19 protein-coding genes are annotated in these 24,744 nt (G+C 58.4%); 7 read left to right on the top strand and 12 right to left on the bottom strand.

Translation table 11 applies throughout. The features are described from left to right. Positions 1-38 precede the first annotated feature (38 nt). From cas6e to P0N66_RS08320, 8 genes are all read right to left on the bottom strand, one after another. Positions 39-716 carry a type I-E CRISPR-associated protein Cas6/Cse3/CasE gene (gene cas6e / locus P0N66_RS08355; RefSeq protein ID WP_275804257.1) on the bottom strand — a complete coding sequence of 226 codons (678 nt, stop codon included), beginning with the start codon at positions 714-716 and terminating at the stop codon, positions 39-41. After that, entirely contained in the window at positions 703-1,398 is a 696-nt protein-coding gene (gene cas5e / locus P0N66_RS08350) for a type I-E CRISPR-associated protein Cas5/CasD (RefSeq protein WP_275804255.1), read from the bottom strand. The genes cas6e and cas5e overlap by 14 nt, the downstream gene beginning before the upstream one ends. Before the next feature lie 4 nt (positions 1,399-1,402). Continuing rightward, positions 1,403-2,560, bottom strand: a complete 1,158-nt coding sequence (gene cas7e, locus P0N66_RS08345) for a type I-E CRISPR-associated protein Cas7/Cse4/CasC (RefSeq protein ID WP_275804252.1) — start codon at positions 2,558-2,560, stop codon at positions 1,403-1,405. Continuing rightward, on the bottom strand, positions 2,557-3,090 hold the full coding sequence (gene casB, locus P0N66_RS08340; protein ID WP_275804250.1) for a type I-E CRISPR-associated protein Cse2/CasB: 534 nt from the start codon (positions 3,088-3,090) through the stop codon (positions 2,557-2,559). Before casB ends, cas7e begins: the two co-directional genes overlap by 4 nt. After that, complete coding sequence (casA, locus tag P0N66_RS08335) at positions 3,087-4,607, bottom strand: type I-E CRISPR-associated protein Cse1/CasA (RefSeq protein ID WP_275804248.1); 1,521 nt, start codon at positions 4,605-4,607, stop codon at positions 3,087-3,089. The genes casB and casA overlap by 4 nt, the downstream gene beginning before the upstream one ends. Then, on the bottom strand, positions 4,604-7,279 hold the full coding sequence (cas3, locus tag P0N66_RS08330; RefSeq protein WP_275804246.1) for a CRISPR-associated helicase Cas3': 2,676 nt from the start codon (positions 7,277-7,279) through the stop codon (positions 4,604-4,606). Before cas3 ends, casA begins: the two co-directional genes overlap by 4 nt. Positions 7,280-7,694: 415 nt before the next feature. Then, entirely contained in the window at positions 7,695-8,258 is a 564-nt protein-coding gene (locus P0N66_RS08325) for a BRO-N domain-containing protein (RefSeq protein WP_275804244.1), read from the bottom strand. Positions 8,259-8,347: 89 nt separating this feature from the next. Continuing rightward, positions 8,348-9,352: a helix-turn-helix transcriptional regulator gene (locus tag P0N66_RS08320; RefSeq protein WP_275804242.1), complete on the bottom strand. Its 1,005-nt coding sequence runs from the start codon at positions 9,350-9,352 to the stop codon at positions 8,348-8,350. Positions 9,353-9,527: 175 nt separating this feature from the next. Here P0N66_RS08320 and P0N66_RS08315 point away from each other — a divergent pair, with 175 nt between their 5' ends. Further along, positions 9,528-11,072 carry a two-component system sensor histidine kinase NtrB gene (locus tag P0N66_RS08315; protein WP_275804240.1) on the top strand — a complete coding sequence of 515 codons (1,545 nt, stop codon included), beginning with the start codon at positions 9,528-9,530 and terminating at the stop codon, positions 11,070-11,072. A gap of 3 nt (positions 11,073-11,075) precedes the next feature. On the opposite strand, the gene P0N66_RS08310 is transcribed toward P0N66_RS08315, so the two are convergent. Further along, a complete protein-coding gene (locus P0N66_RS08310) occupies positions 11,076-12,155 on the bottom strand; it encodes a thiamine biosynthesis protein (RefSeq protein ID WP_275804237.1) in 1,080 nt (359 codons plus the stop codon). Next, the gene (gene recN / locus P0N66_RS08305) at positions 12,152-13,885 is read right to left on the bottom strand and encodes a DNA repair protein RecN (protein WP_275804235.1); all 1,734 of its coding nucleotides are present in this window, start codon (positions 13,883-13,885) and stop codon (positions 12,152-12,154) included. Before recN ends, P0N66_RS08310 begins: the two co-directional genes overlap by 4 nt. Positions 13,886-14,026: 141 nt before the next feature. Between recN and P0N66_RS08300 the strand changes: the two genes are divergently transcribed. From P0N66_RS08300 to P0N66_RS08280, 4 genes are read left to right on the top strand one after another with little or no spacing between them, the layout of a single operon-like run. Continuing rightward, positions 14,027-15,463: a M48 family metalloprotease gene (locus tag P0N66_RS08300; RefSeq protein ID WP_275804233.1), complete on the top strand. Its 1,437-nt coding sequence runs from the start codon at positions 14,027-14,029 to the stop codon at positions 15,461-15,463. A gap of 10 nt (positions 15,464-15,473) precedes the next feature. Further along, positions 15,474-17,840, top strand: coding sequence for a protein kinase family protein (locus P0N66_RS08295; protein WP_275804231.1), 2,367 nt, complete (start codon positions 15,474-15,476; stop codon positions 17,838-17,840). After that, positions 17,840-19,285, top strand: a complete 1,446-nt coding sequence (locus tag P0N66_RS08290; RefSeq protein ID WP_275804229.1) for a replication-associated recombination protein A — start codon at positions 17,840-17,842, stop codon at positions 19,283-19,285. Before P0N66_RS08295 ends, P0N66_RS08290 begins: the two co-directional genes overlap by 1 nt. Beyond that, the gene (locus P0N66_RS08280; RefSeq protein ID WP_338140551.1) at positions 19,282-20,994 is read left to right on the top strand and encodes a UshA-like (seleno)protein; all 1,713 of its coding nucleotides are present in this window, start codon (positions 19,282-19,284) and stop codon (positions 20,992-20,994) included. Before P0N66_RS08290 ends, P0N66_RS08280 begins: the two co-directional genes overlap by 4 nt. 341 nt (positions 20,995-21,335) lie before the next feature. Here P0N66_RS08280 and P0N66_RS08275 read toward each other — a convergent pair whose 3' ends face one another. Next, complete coding sequence (locus tag P0N66_RS08275; protein WP_275804225.1) at positions 21,336-22,259, bottom strand: manganese-dependent inorganic pyrophosphatase; 924 nt, start codon at positions 22,257-22,259, stop codon at positions 21,336-21,338. 420 nt (positions 22,260-22,679) lie between these two features. Here P0N66_RS08275 and P0N66_RS08270 point away from each other — a divergent pair, with 420 nt between their 5' ends. Both P0N66_RS08270 and P0N66_RS08265 read left to right on the top strand, forming a co-directional pair. After that, positions 22,680-22,880 (top strand): cold-shock protein, encoded by a 201-nt coding sequence (locus P0N66_RS08270; protein ID WP_275804222.1) that lies wholly within the window; start codon positions 22,680-22,682, stop codon positions 22,878-22,880. A 249-nt stretch (positions 22,881-23,129) separates the two neighbouring features. Next, positions 23,130-24,413 carry a class II fructose-bisphosphate aldolase gene (locus P0N66_RS08265; protein WP_275804219.1) on the top strand — a complete coding sequence of 428 codons (1,284 nt, stop codon included), beginning with the start codon at positions 23,130-23,132 and terminating at the stop codon, positions 24,411-24,413. A 100-nt stretch (positions 24,414-24,513) separates the two neighbouring features. On the opposite strand, the gene tatA is transcribed toward P0N66_RS08265, so the two are convergent. Next, positions 24,514-24,741, bottom strand: coding sequence for a twin-arginine translocase TatA/TatE family subunit (tatA, locus tag P0N66_RS08260; RefSeq protein ID WP_275804216.1), 228 nt, complete (start codon positions 24,739-24,741; stop codon positions 24,514-24,516). Positions 24,742-24,744: the final 3 nt, after the last annotated feature.

Genomic DNA, 24,744 nt, shown 5'->3' with positions numbered 1-24,744 from the left:
GTATGTCCTTTTGCATTTGCAATAGATATTGGCCAAAATTACTCATAGCCAGCCGGTGCCACTGACAAAAGCCCAAGCCCTAGGGCTTTGCCGTGTCCAATGCCGTTTTGCAGAGTGATTCGAAATGCCTCCGGCTCAGTAACTAGCAGGAAACCATCGTAGAGCACCGAAAAGATGCGAATACCATTCCCGGAATGCTGCCTCCCCCGAAGCATAATCTCCTGCGAAATCCAGACATCGGCTCCTTCTTTTGAATGACCTGAGAAATCAAGGGATACCGATTGCGGCAGCGAAAACCCATGCCGCCCGCCTTTTCTGGCAAGCCAAGCTTCTTGCTCCTCTCGCCGCAACAATCCCAACCGTTTTCCGTTCCGAGTCACGCAGGGATTGGCACGCAAGCGGAAGCGGAAACGCTGCCCGGCTTTGATTGCGTCAAGCCGCAGCCGGTCGCACAGGTCAATGGCTGGCTCCGCCTCATCGAGCCAACCGATGGGAAGAACGGCCCAATTGGGTAACTCCCGGCTTTGGACAAGAATGCGTGGCCGTCCACTCTGGTCGCTTTCCGGTTCAAGCCGCCAGAGGAACTCGCCGGGCGGACATTTAGTCTCCGGCCCGCTGAAGGCCCGGCACAGGGTAGAGTGAAACTGGTAAGGGTCGGCAATATCCCGCCTCGCTTCCCTGGACCTGGGATTAAGATGAATTCTATGCAGAAACATGGGCCACCCCCTGCGAAAAGGGAATCAATTCCGAGCGAACGAACCGCGCCCCGAAGCGCCGCTCGGCAAAGGAGGAAAGAGGTTGATCCATCCTGAGGATGCCAGAGCCGTACGGTGATTCGTAAGAAATCAAAAAGTTCTCCGGCGTCATTTCCCCTTTCCGGGCCGAAGCAATCCACGGCCATCTTTCCAGGAGTTTCCGTAACGGCATTTCTTGGATACCATCCTTGATCCAGACCGGTTCGGATGGCACATAGGATTTACGCCCCAGCGCCAGTGGCCAACAAGGGTTGCGGAGGGCTATTTGCACTTTTTCGAAAAGTCTACAGTCGTTTCCTTCCAAACCTACAAGGAAAGCTGCATCGGCAAGGTAGAATCGGCTTGAAACCACGCCATCCTTAGAGGGTGATCCATCCGCCCGAATGATGGTGTCATCCCTGGCGCAGCCAGCTGTCTGATAATCCCGTTTGAGCACCCCCGGCCGATCATGCCGCACTCCCATCATGAGACGAGTAAGCGGCTCTAAGTCATTCCAGTTCTCCCGGTCAATCCCCAATGCAGCGGCGATGAGCCCAATCACCCCGGATTTGCTCGGCTCCTTTCCGGTATCGCGTTGATCGAAGCGGCTGGTAGTGCCCCAAGATTGCATGGGGCCTACCAGTCGAAGCAGTAAGGTTGGCATGGTTTCACTCCTTAACGGCAATAAGGGTCTGATCGAGCATATCCTTAAGGGTTTCCAGGGTGGCACCCAAATCATCCGCCTTAGCTCCGGTGAGGTTGAGCACAAAGGTTTTTCCATCGCCGCCATAGGCAGACTGCAACGCAGTTGCCTTCTGTTTAATGGCCTCGACCGATTTGCCGGTAAGTGATTCATCTTTGCGCACTCGAACGGCCGCCTCGAAGGCATTGGCCAGATTGCGGGGGGCGGTATTGCGGCGAACCGAAATCGCCACAAATTCTGGCGGGTTATGGGCGGCAAAAGTATTTTGTTTGCCGGTGGGTTCGGCAACTACAAAGCCATCAAGAAAGGCCCGCAGACCCTTTGCAGCCAGTTCCGAGTCGCCTTGAAGGTTTTTCACCAACTGCTCCCAATCCACCACCGCGTAACGGTAGAAACAGGCAGAGTTGAACTCCACCGTGCCCATCATGTCCGCGCCAGAGTTATCATCAGGCTTGCGGTCGTCAACGGCGGTGTAGAAGTCGAACTCACGGTCCACTGCGTGGGTCGAGATGGCATGGGCCACCTGACAGGCCGCATCCTGATTCTTTGCCGGCATATCGGCCAGCATACGACCGAAAAGCGCCACATCCACGGCCTTGCCGCCATCAAAGACTTTATCAAGAGCCTTTTTAAGTTCCGGGTCAGCTGCCTGGGCAGCTTGTTTCTTGGCCTTACCGGGCTTTTTCTCTTCATTACTGGGTGCAGCCTGGATGATGGAGTCCCACTTTTCGTTGATGATTCCGGCAACATTTGTGATTTCCTGCTGACCAAGGAAAAGAAGATATTCGCTCTTGCCGTCGTCTTTTACCTTCAATTCCATGGCCGCCAAGGCCAGACGGGCTTTCTCGGACGCCTCGTCCTTTGGTTTATCTTTTTTGATCAATGCTTCTGTCACTGCATCTAAAACCCGCTTTGTTCGGACCGCGACATCGCTTGCGGACAAAGTGTCATGCTTGACCATCTCCTTGAAATGTTGGCGGATCGCTCTTTTTAGGCATTGACTGGAAATCCGGGCGCGGCGGGTACCACCGAAAAAAGCATCCTTCGGAGCGCCGGTATCGTCACGATTCAGGTTCGATGGGGCAAAATTCTGTAAGGCATGGATTTCGACCAGGGTTTTCATTTACTTTCCTCCTCGGTAATAGGTTCGGTTGTCGTTTCTTGTCCCATAGTTTTGTAATATTCACGAGCCCAGGCATTCTGGGTGCGTTTTTGCGGATCAAGCCAATTGAGCAGCCCATTTTTAGTCTTTTCATTCCGAAGCAGGGAGGCAAAATCCAGGCTGTAGTCCTTAAGCAGCGCCACCATCTGCCGCAAGCGATGAGGCAACTGATCCCGATCTGCATCCAACAAAGAAATAAAACGGCGTTCAATGCTGGCTGAGTCGCTTTTTGTCTGGTACGTCGCACAAGCTCTAGGCAGGGTCATCGGAGCTCCGGCTCGTCCCTCACGCCAGTGGGCAGCCCAGACCCCGGCCACCAGATAAAACATCTCCCGCCGCCATGAATTCCCCTCATCTTTAATAAAAGGTTCAACATAAGGGAAAGCTGGGACATGTGTTCCAGGGTAAAAAGAAAGGCTTCGCCGCAGCACGGCCCGTACCTTGGTATCCTTCTTGCTAAGATTCTCCAGCCACTCAATGAATCCGGTCATGGTGCCTCCTTGTGCGGTTCGAGTTTTTTAATCTTGTCACTAAGTTCCTTCATCTTGCGGGCGATATGCCTCTCGGCCTTCACCAGGGCACGTATGGCCCAAGCGTCCCCCCCCACGGAGACCGAGGCGCTGTGCTTGCCCCACGCGTTACGCAAAGTGTCGCGGATAACCTTTAGCCAACTGCAACGAATTTCTTCACTGTCTCGCTCTATATTGTATTCACGCAAAACTTCGTGAAACCTGGCTTCAAGGGAGGACCAGTACCAGGGAGTCGACGGTATTTGATCTATAAAACCGTTGATATCTTTTGTCGTTGGCTCTCGTTCACCACGACTCATTAACGAACCGGCATAGGTTCGACAAGCTAACCAGAGAGCCTTTTGGGTATCCTCTGCATCGGCAAGAAGCTGCCTTATTTCCTCCCGGACAAGACGATCACCGACCAAAGCTTTGGGCAGGGCAAAACGCTCAAGTCGCCAAAACTCGATTTTCGCCTTGTTGTTGGCTTGACCTACCACCATTACCGACTGTGGAAACCGCTCCGGAATCATTTTGCCCAACTCCGCCGCATGTTCGATCACCCGAGGAGCCTGCTTTGACCCATCAGGCAAAAGGGAATCGAAATCCCGCCAGATTCCCCTCTCCTTGAACTGAATGGGGAGCAAGCCTTTTTTCTCGTCCTTCCGGTAAGCAAGCATGGGATCAAGCTGATCAGATAAAGTATTTCCCACCCCGGAAGCAAAGGCCAATTTATCTATCCCGGCCCCATTTCCCGCGAAACGTATTGCCCTGATCCGCCAGGTGTACCGGTCAGCCAAACCGCTTGCGAGGCGACCAACCCCTTTTTGCAGCGTTTCAACCGATTCAGGTTCTCTCTCCCACAACGGGAGATCCTGGGCAAGAACCTCCCGATTTTGCCAGACAAGTGCAAGGAGAAGTGTATCCTGGAGATTGTGACCACGCGGCAGGACCATAGCCGCAGTCGCCGATGGAGCTGTGCCGGTATGGGAAAGCTCGCTCTTGCCGCAGCTCACCGAAAAAGTCTGGGTTGCCAAAAGCCAGCGGGTTGCGGCAGCTTCGGAAATGGTTCCCGATGCTGTGACATCAATATGATCGAAGAGAACCTTGGCATTGTCAGCATTATGCTCGGCTGCAAGGACGGTCCAAGCCCTCCATATTTTTGGAGTAAAAGTCGGTATCTGGCCAAAGGGGTAATTCTCATCGAATAGCCAGAATCGATTTCGCCACTTTTCCAGGTAAGCCGCTATTATCTCACCGGGCAGGCCGCTCCTGAACAGGGCCTTGGCCTGATCAATGTCGGTCGGACCTTCCAGCGCTCGATACAGCACTGCAAGCAGGAAGCGGTGCAGGGCCGCCACCACCAAGGGCGAAGGATCTTCGATGGACTCGATTTCCGCTGCCCGCAGCAGGGTGTCACGAATGCCCAGTTCGCCTCTAAGGCCATCGGGATAGCGCACCGGAATCCATTGCTCATCAATCAGGTTAAATCGGCTCATGCATCCTCCTTTTGCTCGTACACCACGCCTAAATCCTTATCCAACCGCACGGCTGTATCCTCCTGCCAGTGCCCTTCCGTGTTCAATACCAGTGGAAAACAGTTGCGCAGAAGCGGCGACTTTTTCCAGCCAGCCGGTAAACCCTGGGCCTGGAGTTTCCTGATTACACCTTTACGCGACAGGCCCACGGCCCGCTGAAACCATTGCTTGGCCTGCTCAAAGTCCGGCATAATTTCCGGGCGGAAACCGTCTGCCGGACAGAACGGAATCACCACCGCTGACTCTTCACCAAGCCTTGTCTGGGCCGTCAGCGTTCGATGTACGTTTGGATGGTTCTCGTCGTAGCGCACAAATCGGCCAGGTTCGTTCCATGAAGCATCGTCGGGAAGGCCGATGATCGCCTGACTGGCTTGTCCTCGATGCGCGCAATCTTTTCCATCCTCGTCCATCAGAGCTTTGTTCGCCCGATCCCGTAGGGAGTCAGGCATCTCCACCAGTTCCTCGTAAACTGTCTGCACCAAGGTATCTATTTCGTCCGGTAGAGTCAGATGTTGCCTTTTTTGCAACAGGCTCCAGGTATACAGGAGCAGGTCTTCGCGGTACACTTTTCCCCACCAAAGCGGCTTTCCGAATGCGGGCGGCTCATCGCCGGCCAATCCCGCCACCAGGAGGAGCGGTTCGCGGACCCCACCTCTTTCCACCTGATCCCGCTTATGTCGCCACAAACGACCTGCCCGTTGAAGGATAAGGTCAATAGGGGCGAGGTCGGTGGCGATCACATCAAAATCAAGATCAAGACTCTGCTCGGCAACCTGAGTGGCTATGAGGATCTTCCGGCCGGTCCGTACTCCGCGCTCACCAAAAATGGCCAAAGCATGATCCTCGCGCTTCTGCCGTTGGTCCGCCGGGAAGCGAGCATGAAAAAGAAAAACTACCGTGCCGTCGGCAAGCCGCTTGCCCACCCGTTGGCCTTGGTATTCCAGAATCTCACCCTCGGGAAAAAGTCGATAAAGCTCTTGGGCGCGTTGCACGGTATTGACCAGAGCAAGCCCCATGCCGCCTTGAGCAAGATGTTTTTCCAGACCGGCTAGCATGGTCGGAAGGTCCTCGCCAATCGCTTCCAGCCGCACGATCAAACGTCGCGAGGGGTCAGCTGGAAAATGCCTTTGCGTCGCTGCACCAGGACTAAAAACGGAAAGGCGGGGATATGCCTCTTCCTTCTCCGGCAAATCGGCGTTAACCACCGTGGCCAGTTTGCGACGAATGGACGGTGGAAGGGTTGCCGAGAGCAACACCACCGATGAGCCAAGGCAGAGCAACCAGCGCAGCAGATTAATGAGGAGTGTGCCAGTATAGGCGTCATAGGCATGGATTTCGTCAAAGACCACCACCCGGTTGGCAAGCCCCCATAGACGTACAAAGTTGTGGCGCACCGGCAAAATCGGGAGTAGAGCCTGATCAACGGTTCCAACCCCGTATTCGGACAGAAGCGCTCTTTTCTTGTTGGTAAACCATTCTCCTGCGCGAACCTCACCCCCGGTTTCCTGGTCGTAAACCCCAGAAATATGCAACTCCTGAAAAGTGTCGTTCAAAAGGGTTCCGCCGTGTAGCAATTGCAGGTCGATCTTCCGGTTTGAGCCCTGCTTCTGCAGGAACTCAAGGGTGCGAGCAAACATGGCATTGCCGGTGGCCTTAGTAGGGAGAGCCACATACAAGCCGCGATGAACAAACCGGCGCTGTAACTCCAGATGGGCAAAGAAGGCCGCCTCGGTCTTTCCTTCGCCCATAGGTGCCTCCACGAGCAGAATGGCAGGGGTCGGCAAATCAGCCAAAACATCAATGAGTGTTTGCTGCAAAGGGCGGGGGGCAAAGCCAAAAACCTGGATAAAGGATTTTGAACGCGAGGCAAGTGGGATGCGGGGTTCCCAGCCTATGGCATCCAGAGCTTGGTCGGCTCGAACGCGGCGACCCTGGAACCAAGCGGGAAGGTCTTCACAATCCTGCGGCGTACCAAAAGGAAACCACTCTTCGTTCGAGCCGATCCAGTCGGCAAAACTGGTAAGACCAGAAAGCAGCATGAAATCCGGGCCAGAGAGGCCCGGTTTTCCAGGAAACTGTGAAGGGTTGAAGATCGCCAGGAGGGCTTCCATCAACTCCTGACGCGCAAATTTCCACTCATTCCGGATGGCTGTCAGTCGCTCGCCCCGGCCAACCTGAATTTCACGTTCTGCCTCGTTCTGGCCATTTTGATTGGCCCGCACCCCATGATGGCATCCCACAGCATCGGCAATCAATTCGGCTAATTCTTCTGGCCACCCCATGGATCGCAGGCGTTCCGCCAAAACAAGCTGGCTCACGAAGCCATGGTTGATCCCCGTGTTTGGACTATGTGGCACGGGCAGCTCGGCCAAATTCTTCCACTTGCACTGAAATCCCGGACAGGCCTTGCCCAGATCGTGGCAGGCGATAACGAAAAGAAGCCAAGGACGGGCATCTTGCCATTTCATCCCAAGAACATCGGCCATCTTTAGGCGTGTCGCTTCCGGTTCACGTGCCAGGATGGCATCTGCACTGGCCGCAATATCAAACAAATGAAGAACGAGCGGATGCCAATTTTCGCTGACATCATTATCTGTTTTGGCCCAAAGCCTTCGATAATTGATATGCATCATCTTCCCTGGAGTTTTTATCTGAGCCAGACAACCGACAAAGCTACGAGCAGGGCAAGAACCGCGACTGCCATTGGAGTGGCCTCTCTACATATCGTGATAATTTTACAAACAAAATCTGTTACTTCTTTCATCGCTCCCCTCCTGAGATAATTTAGACGATACCCATAAATAAAACAGGAGAGGTTTATTGTCAATGCCATAATATAAATGAGTAAGTTTAGAGATTTTGGTTTTCAAATCTCTTCAAAACAGATTATGTTCACCATAGCTCCCTACTTGAAGGGATGAACCGTGAGTTAGTTTTTCAAACTAGCATGAACGGGTTAATTTCCCCGCATTCGCGGGGATGAAGGCGTTGGAGACCTAGGAATCCAACGCCTTTCCTTTTTTGTTCTCCATAAACAGACAACCCGAACTAACTTTCCAACATCCTCCGTGCCTCCCCGGCAATCCTCGCCGCTTTCCGGACGGCATTTCCACCATCCCTTCCCTGTTCATCGCCCCGGTCCTCCGACCAATTGGCAATCACGGCGGTGGCTGCGTCTTCCAGCATGGCAAAAACCATATCGAGATCAGTCCGATAACCACGCGGGGTTACGGGTTCCGCTGCCACCTTTGCCAGCCAGCGTTTGAAAATTTCTGCCTTGGGAGAAGAAATCTCCTGGACGATGCGGAAAATTCCCTCCATGGTGGCGGCTTCCACTTGGAGCCCAGGGCCGGATGTCACGCGTTCCATTTCCAGCCATCGGCACAGCTCCGACAAATCAGCGCCGCAGGCCGTCAACACTTGCTCCTTCAGGCGCTGCCAGGCGCCGGCCGGGTCCGGCCCCTCGGTCAGGGCTGCGGCCACATCCTCCATCGCAAACCACCACTCGCCGTCCTGGCGGACGCGCCGTATCTCTCTATCCCCAAGAACCACCGGTAACGTTTCCATTTCTCTCACCGCCATCAAATCATCCGGAATAATTTCCCTGCTCATCCTTTGCCCCCTCCCCACTATTTTGATCCCTTCATACCACACCTACCCTGTCATTCTGTGTCAGGGGAAAAATTATTTTCGCTTCCGGTTCATTTTTTTCGCCGGGCCTTTTCATTTGCCGCCTGGGGCCGGTAAAGTTCCGCCAAAGCTTGGGCTTCGCGGGCTATTTCCTCCCGCAGACCGGCCGGTTGCAGCACTTCGGCTTCGGCTCCGAACTGGAGCAGGCGGAGCTTGATTTCCCGGTAGTCGGCCACCGGTAGGGTCAGTAGCAGGCCGCCGTTGGGGGTGGGTTCCAGGCGCTGGTCCGGGTGCCAGAGCTGTTCTTTGATCCAGGGGGCGCGGGCGGGGGTGAAGCGGATCAGCGCCGTTTCCGGGGGGTTACCCTGGAAGATGCCGTAGGCCCCCTCCAGGTGGGGCAGCCATTCCCGGCGGGGGCGAGGGGTGAAGGTTTCTTCTTTTACTTGCGGATTTTCCATGCGGGAGAGGACGAACTTGCGCCAGTCGCGGCGCAGGTGGCAGCGGGCCAGCAGCACCCAGTTGCCCATGTAATGTTGGAGGTGATGGGGTTCCACCAGGCGGGGGTGGGAATTGCCGGCTTCAAGCGGCGAGGAGTAGGTGAAGGAAAAGAGGCGCTGTTCCAGCAGGGCGCGGGCCGCCGGCCGGAAGACCTCGGCCGGGGCCGGGGCGTAGCCCGGCCAGGTGGCGGAAAAGAGCTGGTCGAACTTGGCCGCCTCCAGGCCGCGGGCGGCGATCTGCTGCAAGAGCTTGTGGTTCAACGAGGCGATGGCCTGGCTGACCAGGCCGTCGGCGCAGCAGGAGAGCAGGGTTTTGGCCAGCAGGACGGCAAAAATCTCCTCCTGGCTGAGCCAGAAAGCGGGCAGGCGGTACTGGTCGTCGCTGTAAATGTAGCCTCGGCGGGCGGGGAGGTATTGCAGGGGGGCATCGAAATCATCCCGCATGGCGGCAATGGCCCGGCGAGCGGTGCGTTCGGTGATGCCGAACTCGGCGGCCAGGGCCGGCACATTGGGGAACCGCCCCCGGCGAATCTCCCGATCAAACCAGTGATAACGCGCATAAACCAGGTTGTCCCCCATGGCCCCTCCCCAGAAGCAAACTACAATATGGCTGCCTGACCATTGCAACGGTAACCTAAAAATGCCAATACGGAAAGGAATGAGGGGCAAAAGCTCTCGGTGCTTTACGAGAAGCACCAAAGAGAGTAACTTTCAGGCAGTATTTTTTTTAAATCTGCATTGCAAGGCAATCACCATGCGGCCAAACAGACTGAAAAATTTTAAAGACTGGCTGGAATCGTTCAGCACTTGCTCCGCCCGGACCTGCCTTGATCTCACCGACCTGGGCTTTGTCGCGTTGCGGCTGGTGGTGTTGCTGGGTGGTGCGGGCTGGGTGCTTTTTTCCGATCTGCCACCGGTGCTGGTCCGGGAAATGGCCTGGTTGCTGCTCTATTTTGCCGCCTACGGCCTGCTGCTTACCCTGCTGCTCTACCTTTTTCCCCAGCGCAAAAGGGTTTTCTACCTGATTTCCCTGTTTCTTGACCTGGCCTTCGTTTCCTTGCTGGTGCATATCTCCGGCGGCTACCAAAGCCCTTTCACCAACGGTTTTTATCTGATGACCGCCCTGTACTCCTTTTATTACGGGGTGCTCATCGGCCTGGGCGTGGCCCTGCTTTCCACCCTGCTTTACTTCGTCAGCGAGGGGATCGACTTTTCCATCCTGCACTGGACCGATTTTTCCGTCCGGGCCGCCTTCCTCTTCCTGCTGGCCGTTCCCATCGGGATGTTTTCCCAGAAGCTGCAGCGGGATAAAGAAACCATCAGCAAGATCAACCGGGACTTGGAGGATTCCCTGGCCAGCATCAAGGCCTTGCAGGATCGGCTGGTGGAGGCGGAGAAATTGGCTGCAATCGGCCGACTGACCGCCGACGTGGCCCACGAGATCCGCAACCCGCTGACCTCCATCGGCGGATTTGCCCGCCGTTTGCACAAACAATTGGCCGATGATTCCGCCGAAAAGGAAAGTGCCGGGGTGATCGTGGCGGAGGTTGATCGGCTGGAAAGCATCCTCAAGGATCTGCTGACCTTTTCCCGGGAAACTCGATTCAACCTGGAACTGCGGCGGGTCAACAATGCCGTCCGCAAGGCGATTACCCTCTGGCTGGAGCCCTGTGATCAGCAAGGGGTGAAAATCCGTGAAGACCTGGACTCGGACATCCCCCGGGTGTTGTGTGACCGAGACCAGGTTCGACAGGCGGTGGACAACCTGATCAACAATGCCCTTGCCGCCATGCCCGAAGGCGGTGAGCTACGCTTAAGCACCGGCATGGAGCGGCTTTACCAAGTCGATTACGTGGTGATCATGGTCAGCGACAGCGGCCACGGGATTCCGGCGGACAAGCTGGAGATGATCTTCGAGGCCTTTTATTCCACCAAGAAAATCGGGGTGGGTACCGGGCTGGGGCTGTCCATTTGCAAGAAAATTATGGAGGAACACAACGGCCTGATTCTGGCGGAAAGCGCTTTGGGGCAGGGCTCCACCTTCAAGCTCTACTTCCCCTACCAGCCTCCGGCGGAAGCGGACAAAATGCCGTGCTGGGAGTTTCATCAGTGCGGGGTGAAAAAAACCGAAGGGGCCGCTCAGTTCCGTTGCGCCGCCTACCCCCATTACGGCCGCATCTGCTGGGCGGTGGCCGGCACTTTCTGCGGCAAAAAGATCAGCGGGTCCATTGCCCAGAAACTGGGGGATTGTGAAGAGTGCGAGTTCTACCGGAAAGTGGTGATCGACAAGGAGCTGTAACGGTCAGCGGCGCCAGGGGATAAACTCCTCATCCCGGGCCGGGGCGGCTTCGATGGCGTGGCTCTCCCCCTCATCGCGGCTGACTTCCACCGCCGCCCGACCCCGCTGCCGCACCGCCTTGCCGGCATAGCGCAGCACCAGGGCCGCGGCCCGCTGCAAATCCGCCGCCAGATCGGCTGCCGCCGGCTGATCGGGAGCCTGTCCCGGTGCGGGATATCCTGCCGCCCACAGGTTGGCAGGCGGCCGCAAAACCGCCAGCGGGCCGGGGTCGTCGCGCAGGTTCAGCAGCCAGTCACCGGGCCGACGGCGGGACAGCACCCGCTGGTTGCCCGCCTCGGTCCGGCCCAGGGCCAAAATCGAACCACCGGGCAGTTGAAAAATCCGGCCGCTGAGCAACAGCAGGATATCATCAGCCTGCACCGCTTTTTCTTCTGCGGCGGCCGCCACATAATGATCCCGAATCCTTTGGGCCAGGTTGGGGTCGGTGAGCACGCAGCCGCCGCCGGGGGATTCGTAGTCGCTGATCCCGAAATACTCCGCCAGCTTCATCTGCGGGGTGCGGCTGCGGCCCTTGAAATCGTACATTTTTCCCCGGTCCACCAGCCCTTCCCGTTCCGGCTTGGTGGGCGGCAAATTGCGGGCGCACAGGGGGCGCAACAGCAGATCGGCGCAACCGCTGTCCCGTTCTATCACCCGCAGGGTGTCCCGCCGTTGGCTCATGGGGCGCTGGCCCAGCACCTCGCCGGAGATCAGAAAGTCCGCCCCCAGTTCGGCCAGCATCCGCTTGGCCTCGCCCATGAGCATGATCTTACAGTCCACGCAGGGGTTGAAGTTTTTGCCGTAACCATGGGCCGGCCGGGCCAGCATGCGCAGGTAGGGCTCGGTGAGATCCCGCAGGATTACTTCGATGCCGTACTTGCGGTGCACCGTCTGCTGGTATTTTTCTGGATCTTTCAGCAGGTCGGCACCGAAAAATGGGGTGACGAACTTGACCGCCACCACCCGGATGTTCTGTTCCATGATCACCCGGCAGGCCAGGGTACTGTCCAGCCCACCGGAGTAGAGTGCCAGCGCGGTGGTCATTGTTGCTCTCTCTTTTGGCCGACGGCCAATTGTTTCTTGTCTTCCTCCGCCCGGCTGATCAGTTCCGTGGCATAGGCCATGGTTTTATCGGTAACCGCCGCCCCGGCCAGCATCCTGGCCAGTTCCGCCGGCCGTTGCGGGGCCGGCAGCTGGTCGATTTCGGTGATGGTCCGGCCGTCGCGCTGGCGCTTGGCCACCAGGTAATGATCATCGGCGCCGGCGGCGATCTGCGGCAGATGGGTGATGCAGACCACCTGGTGATGCCCGGCCAACTGGCGGATCTTCCGGGCCACCGATTCGGCGGCCTGGCCACTGATGCCGGCATCAACTTCATCGAAAACCACGCTTTCCACCTTATCCTGCCGTGCCAGCACACATTTCAAGGCCAGCATCAGGCGGGACAGCTCACCACCGGAGGCTACCTTGGCCAGGGGGCGCAACTCCTCACCGGGGTTGGCGGAAAAGACAAACTCCGGTTTGTCCCAGCCCAGACGAGTTAAGCGGGACAGTTCGCCGGCGGGCAGATCAACCGCAAAGCGGGACTGTTCCAGGGCCAGCGAACTCAACTCCGCGCCTGCCCGGGCGGCAAAATCATCGGCCACCCGACGGCGGGCTGCCGACAGTTCGGCGGCGGCGGCCGTTACTTCGGCTTCCAGGCGGGCCGCTTCGGCTTCCAGTTCCGCCAGGGCGGCTTCCATGTTTTCCAGGGTATCCAGCTCCACTCGGGCCTGTCGGGCAAAGGCCAGCACCTCCTCCAGGGTGGGGCCGTATTTGCGCTTGAGCTTTTGGAGCTGATCGATGCGGGCCGTCACCTGGTCCAAGGCGGTGGCGTCGTTGGGCAACATGTCGAGATAGCGAATGATTTCCATCTGAGCGTCTTCCAGCACGAAAGAGGCGCCAGCCACGTCCTCGGCCAGTTTGTTGACCCCTTCATCCCGGGCCGCCATCTCCTGCAGGTTTTTGCGCACCATGGCCAGGGGGGGGCTGATCTTCTCAGCCAGGGCGGCATAGCTTTTCCGCCCCAGGTCGATGAGCTTGTCGGCGTATTTCAGCCGGTCCCGCTGCTCTGCCAGGCGTTCATCCTCGCCCGCTTCCGGGGCGATCTCTTCGATTTCCCGGCACTGAAAGGAAAGAAAATCGCGGCGCTGCTCCTTGTCCTGCTCTTGTGCGCGCAATTGCTGCAGACGTTTTTTTACCTCCTGCCACTGATCGTAAAGGGCGGCAAAGTCCTGCCGCTGTTGCAGCAGATTGCCGGCGGCATCGATACACTCCAGATGATAGCGGGGCTGCAGCAGTTGCTGATGATCGTGCTGACTGGCCACGCTGACCAGGTGTTCAACCAGGCCGCCGACGGTGGCGGCGGTGGCCATGGATCCGTTCAGGTAAAAACGGCTCTTGCCCTTGGCGCTGATAATGCGTTTGACGATCAGCTCCCCGGGGAGTTCAGCGGCGGCGTCATCGGCCGGCGATTCCACCCCGGCGTCATGCAAAAGTTGCAGCAGTTCCGCGTGGGCCGGGTCGAATTCAAAAAAGGCTTCCACCGTGGCCTGCTCCGCCCCGCTTCTGACCCACTCCGCCGAAGCCCGGCCGCCGGCCAGCAAATGAATGGCCTGGAGGATGATCGACTTGCCGGCCCCGGTCTCGCCGGTGAGCACCACCAGCCCTTTCCCCGGATCCAGCCGCAGTTCTTCCACCAGCGCCAGGTTTTTGATCCACAGTTCCTTGAGCATTCTGCCAAAATACCGTATCCTTCCGGAATTGCAAGACAATGAGATAAGTTGCCAGCGATAAGTTATGGCGTTTTTAATGGCGCAAAGTTATCATGACGCATGGTACTGCAACTTTTTCAACATGGAAGGTGTCTTAACACCATGATTTTTTCTGCCCAAATCCCCAAAAAATTAGCGACCTGGCTGGCGGTTTTGCTGATGCTGGCCGTCAGCCTGGTCCAACCGGCGCCCGCCAGTGCTCTGTCCATCCAGGAAGAAAAAGAGCTGGGTGAGCACCTGCTGACCTTGGTCCGCAAGGAATTCAAATTTCTCGACGCCCCGGATATCACCACCTATATCCGAGGCCTTGGCCGGGAGATTTTGGATGTGGCCGGTCCCCAGCCCTTCGACTACCATTTTTTTGTGGTCGATAACCGGGAGTTCAACGCCTTTGCCGCCCCCGGCGGAATCATCGTCATTCATTCCGGCTTGATTGAATCGGCCGAAAGCGAGGGCCAGTTGGTCAGTGTTCTGGCCCATGAAGTGGGACATGCCGCCAGCCGCCATTACGCCGACCGCCTGGATAAAACCCAGCGGGTCAACCTGGGGGCCACCGCCCTGGCCTTGGCCGGGCTGATTTTAGGCGCCGGCCCCTTGGCCGAGGCCGTGGTGGCCGGCTCCCTGGCCGGCAGCGCCACCATGAGCCTGCAGTTCAGCCGCCAGGACGAAGAGGAGGCCGACCTGCTAGCCCTGCGTTGGATGCGGGAAATGGGCCGCGACCCGGCGGAGATGCTGGGCATGCTGCGCACCATGCGCAACATCAGCCGTTTTCGCCGGGCCCAGCTGCCGGCCTACCTGTTGACCCACCCGGAGCCGGAGCGGCGCATTGCCTACATTGAAGACCGACTATACATCGACCGGCTGCCCGCCCGGATTGAGCCCCGGCAAGGAGACGAAGATTTCGAGTTTGAATTTCACCGGGTAAGACAACGAATTTTCGCTCTGACCCGTACCCCCCAGGATCTCCTGCCGGCGTTGCGGCACCGTCTGCGGGAGGGTGAGGAAAATCCGGCCAATTTCATGGCCCGTTACGGCCTCTCCCAGGTCTACCTGGCGGACCGGCAGTACAAAAAAGCCCTGGAAGAGATCCGCAAGGTCATCGCCCGTTTTCCCGACCGCCCGATTTTACTGGCGGACCTGGCGATCATCCTGTTTGAAGCCGGCCATGGCGAAGAAGCTCTGGAAAATTTGAACGAAGCCCGAAAGCGTGATCCGAATGATCCCTATATCCTTTTCAACCTGGCCAGAACCCTGCAGCAACTGGACCGCCTGGCCGAGGCCCGGCCCATTTATGAAACACTGCTGAGCAAAACTCCGGATCATGCCCGGCTGCATTTTCGTTACGGCCAGGTCCGTTCCGACCAGGGAGACCGGGCCGCCGGCCATTATCACCTGGGTCTTTACCACTGGTACCTGGGGGAGGCCCGCATGGCCCGGCATCATCTTAATGAAGCCGTTCGCCATGATGAAGATGACGGCGCCATCCAGCGCCAAGCCAAGGAACAGCTGGCCACCATCGCCCGCTTGGGCAATAAATAAGGCCCCCCGGATGCTCAATCGCTGGCTGCAGAAGATAGGCAATAAGATCCCCGGCCGGGAAACGGCCGGACCGCCGGACCGGTCGGCACCCGGACCGGCGGTGGCGGAAACCGCCCCCGCCAAACCGCAGCCGACCCCACCGGTCGCCCGCCCCGCCCCAAAACCAGCTCCTTTCGTCCCCCCCCGGCTGCCTGACTGGCAAAAAGACGACAGGGTGCTGGAGCATTACCGGGTTGACGAACCGTTGCCCGTCGGCGCCACCTGCAGCCGAGCCTGGCGCTGTTTTCATCTGGTCCGGCAAATACCGTTGCGGCTGGAAACCCCGCCCGAGGAACTGCTGCAAAGCCCGGCCGGGCTAAAAAAATGCCTCAGCCGCGCCGAACTGCGGGTTAAAACCGGGCTGCACCCCAATATCGCCACTTCATACAATCTTCGTTTCATTAAAAATCTGCCGGTGATGATCAGCGAACTGGTGGAAGGCGACACCCTGGCGGCCTGGCTGGTCGACAAACGCTGCCACAACCCCCGCATCGCCCTTTCTCTGGCCATTCAGTTTTGCCACGGCATGGAGTACTGCCACGCCTTGGGGCTGATTCACAGCGATCTGCGGCCGGAAAATATTTGTATCACTCCCGGTTCGCTGCTGAAGATCACCGGGTTCGGTTTGGCCACCGGAGCAAACCAACCTTCTGTAGCCACCGATCTGGCCGCTTTTGGCCAATGTTTGCAGCGGATGTTGGATGCCCTTGCCTACCAACCAGGGTCGGTTTCCAAACTGCCTCTTGGCCTGCAGAAAGCTTTACACCGCTGTCAGGCGGCCGGGGCCAGCCAGGGTTATACCGCCTTTGCCGGCCTGCGGCATGACCTGAACCGGGCCTACCGGGAGCTTTATAAAATGTCCTGCCCCTATTATGAACCACCGATGCAGGATCAGCGAGCGGAGGTACTCAACAACCAGGCGGTTTTTTTACTGGAAGAAGGCCGCCACCGGGAGGCGACCGGCAAGCTGGTCCGCTGCCTGGAGTTTCACGACACCCTCCCCGAGGGGGTTCACAACGAACTGCTGCTGCGCTGGCGTCTGGAAGGTACAAACCCGACCCGGATTCTCCGTCGTATCGAGGCCAACCGCCAGTACGGCCGGCCGCCGGGCCAGGACGACCTGCTGCAGGAACTGGAAAAAGCCGCCAAGCTGAACATCACCGGTCTTAAAAGCGACTTTGCCGAAGACCACGAGACCGGGCCGGAATTTCGCCTGGTTCCTCCGCCCACCCACCTGGCCATTTATCGCCGGGGCGCCCAGCGGCGGCAGGTGGAAGAAAAGATTCACGATCATCTGGTCAACCGCCGCTACCAGGCCTGTTTTGAGACCCTGATCAAAGCCTGGCAGCCGGAAGGTTTCCGCAAAGATCGTTTTTTCAATCGTATTTACGAGGAACTGCTGCTGGTTCGGGAAAAGCTGCTGCCCCTCCACGGCCAGCGTTTTCTTACCCTTACCGGTCATCGCGAGCCGGTAATGGCCCTGGCCTGTATCCCTAACAGTCGGCGTATTGCCTCGGTGGGACGGGACGGCCGGTTGCTTATTTTCCACTTGGGCAGCGGCAGCCAGCCGGAAATGGTGGAGAATGATGAACAGCCCATTACCACCCTGGTGGTGTCCCCCGGCGGTAAACACCTGGCCGTCGGCACCAGGGAGGGAAGTGTGCAACTGGTCTCGCCGCGCAGCGGCAAATTTTTGGGTCAGGAACAAAGCCACCGGGCGCCAGTCACGGCCCTGACTTTCAGCCGCGACGGCAAACTGTTGGCCTCCGGCGGGGCCGACGGCAGCATCATTGTCCGCCGGCTGGCCACCGGCCGGGAGGATGGGGTTTCGTTGGCGGAAAGCGGCGCTATTACCGCCCTTTGCTACCCGGATCAGGAGTTGGAGCTGATTTCAGGCAGCGAAGACGGTCTGCTGCGCCAATGGAAAAGCCGCCTGCGGGACTGTACCGCCACCGTGTCGGCGCATGCCGGCGCCGTGTATGAGTTGAGCGCCACGGCCGACGGCCAGCATTTCGTTTCCATTGGAGGCGACCGCCGGCTAAAGATCTGGCCCCGCCACGGCGAAGAACCACGTTACAGCATCAAGCCTCACCATGAACGCATCCGATCGGTGCTGGGGTTGGCCGACGGCCGCTGCCTGGCCTCTGCCGGCGATGACGACCTGATCAATATTATCAACCTGGACCGCGGCGAAAAACTTTTCAGCCTCGATGGCCGAGGCGGCGGCATCTGCAGCCTGGCCACCGGCCCCCGGCCGCACACGCTGCTGGCCGGCCGGGCCGACGGCAGCATCAACGTCTGGCAACTGATTTATCAACTGGATTTCGACCTTATCTGATGAGCAAACGTCAACCATCATCTGAAAAAACCGGTTTTGACGGCAGCGGCCGGGGCGCCTCGGTCACCCCCCTGGCCGAACGGATGCGCCCCGCGCGCCTGGAGGACTTTGTCGGTCAACGCCACCTGCTGGCCGACGACAAGCTGCTCTCCGGCCTGAACCGCCACGGTTACCTGCCTTCGATGTTGCTTTGGGGGCCGCCGGGCAGCGGCAAGACCACCCTGGCCCGCATTCTGGCCGGTGGCAGCGGAGCGGATTTTGTCTTCTTCTCGGCGGTGCTCTCCGGGGTCAAGGAGATCCGGGAAATTGTCGAGCGCAGCCGCAAACTGCGGGAGGAGAGCGGTCGGGGCAGCGTGCTCTTTGTCGATGAGATTCACCGTTTCAATAAGGGCCAGCAGGATGCCTTTCTACCCCACGTCGAGGCCGGCCTGATCACCCTGATCGGGGCCACCACCGAAAACCCTTCTTTTCATGTCATTGCCCCGCTGCTCTCCCGTTGCCGGGTGATTGTCCTCAATCCCCTGGAACCGGACGATTTGCGCAGCATCCTGGATCGGGCCCTGGCCGATGAAGAGCGAGGATTGGGGGAATTGAAGCTCACCATCAGTGATGAAGCCGCCACTCACCTGGTCAACATCGCCGACGGCGACGCCCGCAGCCTGCTCAACAGCCTGGAAATCGCCGCCGCCCTGGCCCTGGACCGGGCAGCTCCAGACAACATGGATTCCCCCGTGAGCGATCACGAGGTGCCGCAAGATGCGGTGCCCCGTGACCGCTTACAAATTGAGCTGGACACTGTGGAAGAGGCCATCCAGCGCCACAGTCTGCGCTACGACGCCGACGGCGAAGAGCATTACAACCTGATTTCGGCTCTGCACAAAAGTCTGCGGGACAGTGACCCCGACGGCGCTCTGTACTGGCTGGGCCGGATGCTGGCCGCCGGCGAGGAGCCGCTGTACATCGCCCGTCGCCTGATCCGTTTTGCCTCGGAAGACATCGGCAATGCCGACCCCCAGGCCCTGGGACTGACCATTCAGGCCCGGGAGAGTTACCATCTGTTGGGTAGCCCGGAAGGTGAACTGGCCCTGGCCCAGGCGGTGGTTTATTTGGCCACCGCCCCCAAAAGCAATGCCGTTTATGCCGCCTACAATCAGGTGATGGCCACCATTAAAAAAACCGGCAGCCTGCCGGTGCCGCTGCCCCTGCGCAACGCCCCCACCAAACTGATGCGGGATCTGAGCTACGGCAAAGGTTACCAGTACGCCCACGACGACCGGTTGGGGCTGGTGGACCAGCAACACCTGCCGGAACAACTGGTCGGCACCAGGTTTTACCATCCCACCAACCGCGGGCACGAGGCCCTGGTTAAGGAACGGCTGGAAAAATGGCGTAAAATTCTGGCCCAACGAAAAAGCAATCCAACCTCGGCGGGAGATAAAAAATGATTGGTTACCGCAAGATATGGTTAATAAGCATGCTCACGGTGGCGGCCCTGATCGCCGGCCCGGCCGTGGTCATGGTCACGGCCGACCGGCAGAACCCCGGCCAGTCACCAACGGAGTTGCTGCTCTTCTACGCTAATGACGTGCGGGGTGAGATTGAGCCCTGCGGCTGAGTCTCCGACCAACTGGGCGGTCTGCCCAGAAAAGCGGCGCAACTGAACCTGGCCCGCCAGCAGGACCCGGCCCTGCTGGCCCTGGACGCCGGCGGCCTGCTCTTTAAACGACAACGGCTGAACCCGGGTCTGAAATTGCAAGACCAGGCTGTCGCCCGTGGGCTTGTCGCCGCCTATCACGCCATGGAGTTTGACGCGGTGGGGATCAACGCCCTTGACCTGGCCGCTGGCCTGGATTTCTTACTGGAAATCACCGCCGACCGGCAACCACCGGTCTGGCTCAGTGCCGATTTGATCCACCAGGAGCTCGACGAGGCCCCGTTTCCGTCGGGAATAATCCTGGACAAAGGCGACAGCAAGATCGGGGTTATCGCCCTCACCGGCTCGTTACCGCCCGCCATGATGGAGGATGAAGTCGGCCCATCGGCACCCACCGGCACCAGCGGCCTGGCCCTGTTGCCCTGGCGGCAGGTACTACCGGAACTGGTGGCGCGTTTCAGCCCCGAAAGCGATTTACTGGTGTTGCTCTCCGGCCTGGAAGCGGCGGACAATGAAGCCATCGCCGCTGAATTTCCCGAAGTTCACCTGATCATTGTGGCGGGTCGCAACACCGAGGCCAACCTGCACCCCCGGCGCCATAACAACACCGTCATCACCGCCGTCGGCCGCCAGGGCAAACGGGTGGGGCTGATGGAAATTACCTGGACCCGGGACCGAATCTGGTTCGACCAGGAACTGGCCCAACTGGAGGAAAAACGCCAGGAACTGGATCGCCTGAACTGGCAGTGGCGCAGCCTGCAACGTTCCTTGCAGTGGGTGGAAGAGGAACGGTCGCCAGGGGGTTCAGAGCCACCGGCGGCGGAAACGGAAAGCCAAAAGATCTACCGGCAGCGCATGGCCGCCTACCAGGATGAGTTGCAACAGGAAATCGAGGCCCTGCAAAAGGCCGTGGCGGAACTGGAACAGGTGGCCGGGCGGCGCCAGGCCGGCAGTTTTAACAACCTCTTTTTCAACCTGGACCACAACTTCCCCGAAGATGCGGAAATGCTGCAGATGGTTGCAACAATCAATCAGGAGATCAACGAAATCGGCCGTGGACAGGCCGCTGTCCGCCGGCAAAACCAGGAAGAGCGGGAGACCTCCCCATACCTGGGCTGGACGGCTTGTGCCCAGTGCCACCAGCCGCAAACCGCCAACTGGCAACAGAGCCGCCACGCCCAGGCTTACGAAACCCTGGAACAGCGGCAGCGCCAGTATGATCCGGCCTGTATTTCGTGCCATGTTACCGGCACCTACGAGGACGACGAGTCACTGGCCCTGTCGCTGCCGGCCCCCTTGCGGGGGGTGGGATGCGAGGTCTGCCACGGCCCCGGCCGCCAGCATGTGGCCGGCCGCGATCAGGCGGGCGCCGCCACTGCCCTCACCCGACGCCCACCGGCAGAAACCTGCCGACGCTGTCATACCGTCGACCAAAGCCCGGACTTTAATTACCTGGAAGCCATGAACTACCTGGAGGAACTGTGCCGACCAACACCCTAGGCAGGTAAGCGGTCAAGGGGTGCCGCATCTTGCGGCGATCGAGCCGGCTCACGTACTGGTGTACGCATCGCCGTCTCGCTTGCCGCAACCTGTGGCACCCCTTGACCGCTTACCCCTTTGACCTCGTGATCGTTTAAGGATTTCAACTCTGTCATTGGGCTGTCAAAAAGAAAGCGAGGACCAGGTGAAAATCACCCGGTCCTCGCTTTCTTTAAGTACGCTGCAAGAGGCGTAATCGTTCAGCAGTGCCGCAGATTCGGGCAAGCTGCCAAGCGCCGCGTACCCCAGGTACGCAAGCTTGGCTGATCGCCCAAAGATGCGGAGCTGCTGGACGATTACACTTAGGCGCCGAAGGCCTTCTGCAGGGGCGGTACGGTTTGCTTCTTGCGACTCATCATGCCATCGATCCACATGGTGTCGTTGCTCAGCTTGCCGCCGAAGGCGGTTTCGATAACCGCCGGCTCATCGGAGAAGACCAGCAGGTCGGAACCTTCCTTGACCACGTCGGTGAGCATCATAATCACCGTGTGGCGGCCTTCGGCCTTAACTTCCTGCAACCCCTTGATCAGGTCGTCGCGGATGGCGGCTACCTGGTCCAGGGTGGCCAGCTCCAGCTGGCAGATGCCGACCTTCTTGCCGCCCATGTCGAAATCTTTGTAGTCGCGGAAGATCAGGTCTTTGATGGGCACTCCGTCCACCGCCGACTTGGCCTTGAGCATATCCATGAACAGGGAATCGGTATCGGTAACCCCGGCCTTGGCAGCCAGATCCTTGACGGCGGCCTTGTCTTCGTCGGTGCAGGTGGGGGACTTGAAGTTGACGGTGTCGCTCAGGATGGCGCTGAGCATGCCACCGGCGATTTCCTTGGGCAGGTCCACGTTATTGTTCTTGTACATCTCGTGGAGTACGGTGCAAGTGCAGCCCACCGGCTTGGCGTAGAAGAAGATGGGACCGCCGGTGGTGATGTCGCCGATTTTGTGATGGTCGACAATGGCCACCACGTTGGCTTTCTGGATGTTATCCGGGGCCTGGCCGATGTCGCTGAAGTCCACCAGGGCCATATCCTTGTCGGCGGCGTCGGTTAACACCTCAGGCTTGGGCAGACCGAAGCGCTCCAGCACCAGGGTGGTCTCGGGGCTGAGGTCGGCGGACTGGGCCACGGGCACAGCGTCGGTGCCGGTGGCTTTCAGGTAATGGGCAAACGCGATGGCGGCTGCCACGGAATCGGTGTCGGGGCTTGAATGACCTACAACATAGACTGACATACGGGTTCCTCCTTGCAAAAGTTACGAGTAAAATGCTGATGGTTAAGATATGGTTAACAAAGACGACCAAGCATTTAGAATTGTGGAAAGATAGTGGGGCGACAGGCTGACGTCAAGGGAAAATATAGCCCTTCAGCTCCCGGATACGTTTTTTATCTTGCTTTCCGTTCAACCCCTATGGTAATAGGTATGTTACGTTTTATTTAGACGCCGTCGTTGCGCAGTATCTTTTGTGATTAATTTGTGGAACAAGATTATTACGAAGAAAGAAGGAAACCGCACAGGCAAAGATTATCCGTGCGGTTTTTTTGTTTGCGCAGGCAGGCGGCAAGCCGGGAATCATCGGGGAATAACCGCTGACTTTCGGTGAACTTATCAAGTGGTCATTATGACCGCGTCCAGTATGAGGAGTAGCAGATCATGGCAGAAGGTACAGTAAAGTGGTTCAACGATGCAAAAGGTTTCGGCTTTATCGCCCAGGACAGCGGCAGTGACGTATTCGTACATCACACCGCCATTATGGGGCAGGGTTTCAAATCCCTGCAGGAAGGAGCTCGGGTCGAATTCGAAATCGTTGATGGTCCCAAGGGTCCGGCGGCAAGCAACGTTCGCCAGCTCTAAGATTTTTTCGCTCTGAACCCACAAAGCCCCGTGCCTTAATTTGGTACGGGGCTTTTTTTGCGCCCTGGCCACGGCGGTTAAAGCTTCGGGCAGTGATAAGTTTTGCCTCCACGGCACCGTCGGACCATTCAATGGTTGCACCCTTGAGCCCGCTTGGCTATTCTTGCGAATAGCTACAGTCGCAGTACTCTTCAGTTTATATAAAGCCTTAAATAAAATTCCAGCGATTGCCAGACAGGAGGTTTTGCCATGGCCATTAACCAGGCTGATTTCGAACGTGCACTGGCGGTGGGACGCCCGCCCAACATCACCGCCCTGTTTCCCAACTCCAAAGCCCTGATCGTCAGCGGCAAGGTGATCGACCGGGCCCTGCTGGCCAAAGGGCGCTGCATGACCATCGCCGCCAACGCCCGCAATCCTTTTGTTATCCGCGGCACCCTGGCCGCCGCCCAACGGGCCAAGGCCGCCGTGATCATCGAAATCGCCCGCTCCGAGGGCGGCGCCAAGGCATACTGTCCGGTCAACTACTGGAACATGGCCACCTTGGTGGATGCATTCATGAACGAAATGGGGATCACCATTCCGGTGGCCATTCACGCCGACCATTACGGGCTGAAGAAGGAGAGCGATATCGATTTCGCCAAGGTGGAGATCCCCACCCTGTTCGAACACGGCATCACCTCCATCGCCATCGACGCCTCCCACCTGCCCGACGACAAGAACCTGCTGACCAGTCTGGCCTTAAGCCAGCTGGTGCCCGCCTGGGCCGGTTATGAAACCGAGGTGGGGGAAATCAAGGGCACCAGTGGTCTGTCCACCGCCGACGAGGCCCTGTTTCTGATCCAGGGGCTCAACGCCCACAATATCTTTCCGGACTGGATCGCCTTGAACAACGGCACCACTCACGGTATCGAGGCCTGCGACACCGGCATCGACGTGGAATTGACCCGCAAAATCCATGACCAGCTCTCTCCATACCGGATTTCTGGCGCCCAGCACGGCACCTCGGGTAACTCCTCGGAGCGGCTGCGGGCCATTGCCGAACAGACCCGCACCACCAAGGCCAACGTCGCCACCGCCCTGCAGATGGTCTCCTGGGGGGTCGAGGTCAACGATTACGGCAACGCCAGGCTGGATGCCGACGGCCGTTTCGTTAAACTCAAGAATGAAGGTGTCACGGAATCCCTGTGGGAGGAAATGGTAGCCTATGCCGAGGCTCAAGGCTGGAAGGGAGGCAATTACAAGAACCTCAACCTGCCCTTTGCCAACCGCCTGACGGGCCAGCCGGCGGCGGTGCGGCAAAGAATGTGCAAGGCAGTGGAGGACTTCGTCTACAAGCTGCTCACCGATGTCTTCAGCGCCGAAGATACCGCCGAAGCCGCCCTGGCGGAGATTATCCAGCAGGGCAGCTACGACTTGGGCCCCAAGGCCGAACGTTTGGAAGACCCAGCTCAGTGGACCGGCGACAAAATCGCCGCCAAAGCCGCCACCCTGGACAGCGATAAGGGCCCAGCCGGAGATTTCGACGATTAATAAACGGCAAAAGCCGTTATCACCATCTCCATAAGGGATGGCGGTAACGGCTTTTTACCTGACAGGATGAAAAACTAAAGTCGGCGAAGCAGGCCGCTTGCTACTTGCTGCCCACGTCCTTGACCTTGTTCACCTCGTCTTCGAGGTCTTCCTTTAAGGATTTGATATCGTTGACTCCGCTTTCCTGTTCAACCTCCTTCACCCCTTTCTTGAACGAGCTAATGGCCTTGCCCAGGCCCGAGCCGATTTCGGGCAGCTTTTTGCCACCGAAAACCAGAAAGGCGATAATCAGGATGACAATCAACTCCGGCATTCCCAAACCAAACATGGC

Origin of the sequence: Desulfurivibrio dismutans (assembly GCF_029210385.1) — a bacterium.
Lineage (GTDB): Bacteria > Desulfobacterota > Desulfobulbia > Desulfobulbales > Desulfurivibrionaceae > Desulfurivibrio > Desulfurivibrio dismutans.
Note: the sequence above shows the minus strand (reverse complement) of the source record. Positions and strands in the feature narration are given on the sequence as shown.

Coding starts and splice junctions, on each gene's coding strand:
- P0N66_RS08265 (WP_275804219.1), top strand. CDS start 23,130: ATGGCCATTAACCAGGCTGATTTCGAACGTGCACTGGCGGTGGGACGC.
- recN (WP_275804235.1), bottom strand. CDS start 13,885: ATGCTCAAGGAACTGTGGATCAAAAACCTGGCGCTGGTGGAAGAACTG.
- cas6e (WP_275804257.1), bottom strand. CDS start 716: ATGTTTCTGCATAGAATTCATCTTAATCCCAGGTCCAGGGAAGCGAGG.
- P0N66_RS08290 (WP_275804229.1), top strand. CDS start 17,840: ATGAGCAAACGTCAACCATCATCTGAAAAAACCGGTTTTGACGGCAGC.
- tatA (WP_275804216.1), bottom strand. CDS start 24,741: ATGTTTGGTTTGGGAATGCCGGAGTTGATTGTCATCCTGATTATCGCC.
- P0N66_RS08300 (WP_275804233.1), top strand. CDS start 14,027: ATGATTTTTTCTGCCCAAATCCCCAAAAAATTAGCGACCTGGCTGGCG.
- P0N66_RS08310 (WP_275804237.1), bottom strand. CDS start 12,155: ATGACCACCGCGCTGGCACTCTACTCCGGTGGGCTGGACAGTACCCTG.
- cas7e (WP_275804252.1), bottom strand. CDS start 2,560: ATGAAAACCCTGGTCGAAATCCATGCCTTACAGAATTTTGCCCCATCG.
- P0N66_RS08325 (WP_275804244.1), bottom strand. CDS start 8,258: ATGAGCAGGGAAATTATTCCGGATGATTTGATGGCGGTGAGAGAAATG.
- casA (WP_275804248.1), bottom strand. CDS start 4,607: ATGAGCCGATTTAACCTGATTGATGAGCAATGGATTCCGGTGCGCTAT.
- casB (WP_275804250.1), bottom strand. CDS start 3,090: ATGACCGGATTCATTGAGTGGCTGGAGAATCTTAGCAAGAAGGATACC.
- cas5e (WP_275804255.1), bottom strand. CDS start 1,398: ATGCCAACCTTACTGCTTCGACTGGTAGGCCCCATGCAATCTTGGGGC.
- cas3 (WP_275804246.1), bottom strand. CDS start 7,279: ATGATGCATATCAATTATCGAAGGCTTTGGGCCAAAACAGATAATGAT.
- P0N66_RS08320 (WP_275804242.1), bottom strand. CDS start 9,352: ATGGGGGACAACCTGGTTTATGCGCGTTATCACTGGTTTGATCGGGAG.
- P0N66_RS08275 (WP_275804225.1), bottom strand. CDS start 22,259: ATGTCAGTCTATGTTGTAGGTCATTCAAGCCCCGACACCGATTCCGTG.
- P0N66_RS08295 (WP_275804231.1), top strand. CDS start 15,474: ATGCTCAATCGCTGGCTGCAGAAGATAGGCAATAAGATCCCCGGCCGG.
- P0N66_RS08270 (WP_275804222.1), top strand. CDS start 22,680: ATGGCAGAAGGTACAGTAAAGTGGTTCAACGATGCAAAAGGTTTCGGC.
- P0N66_RS08315 (WP_275804240.1), top strand. CDS start 9,528: ATGCGGCCAAACAGACTGAAAAATTTTAAAGACTGGCTGGAATCGTTC.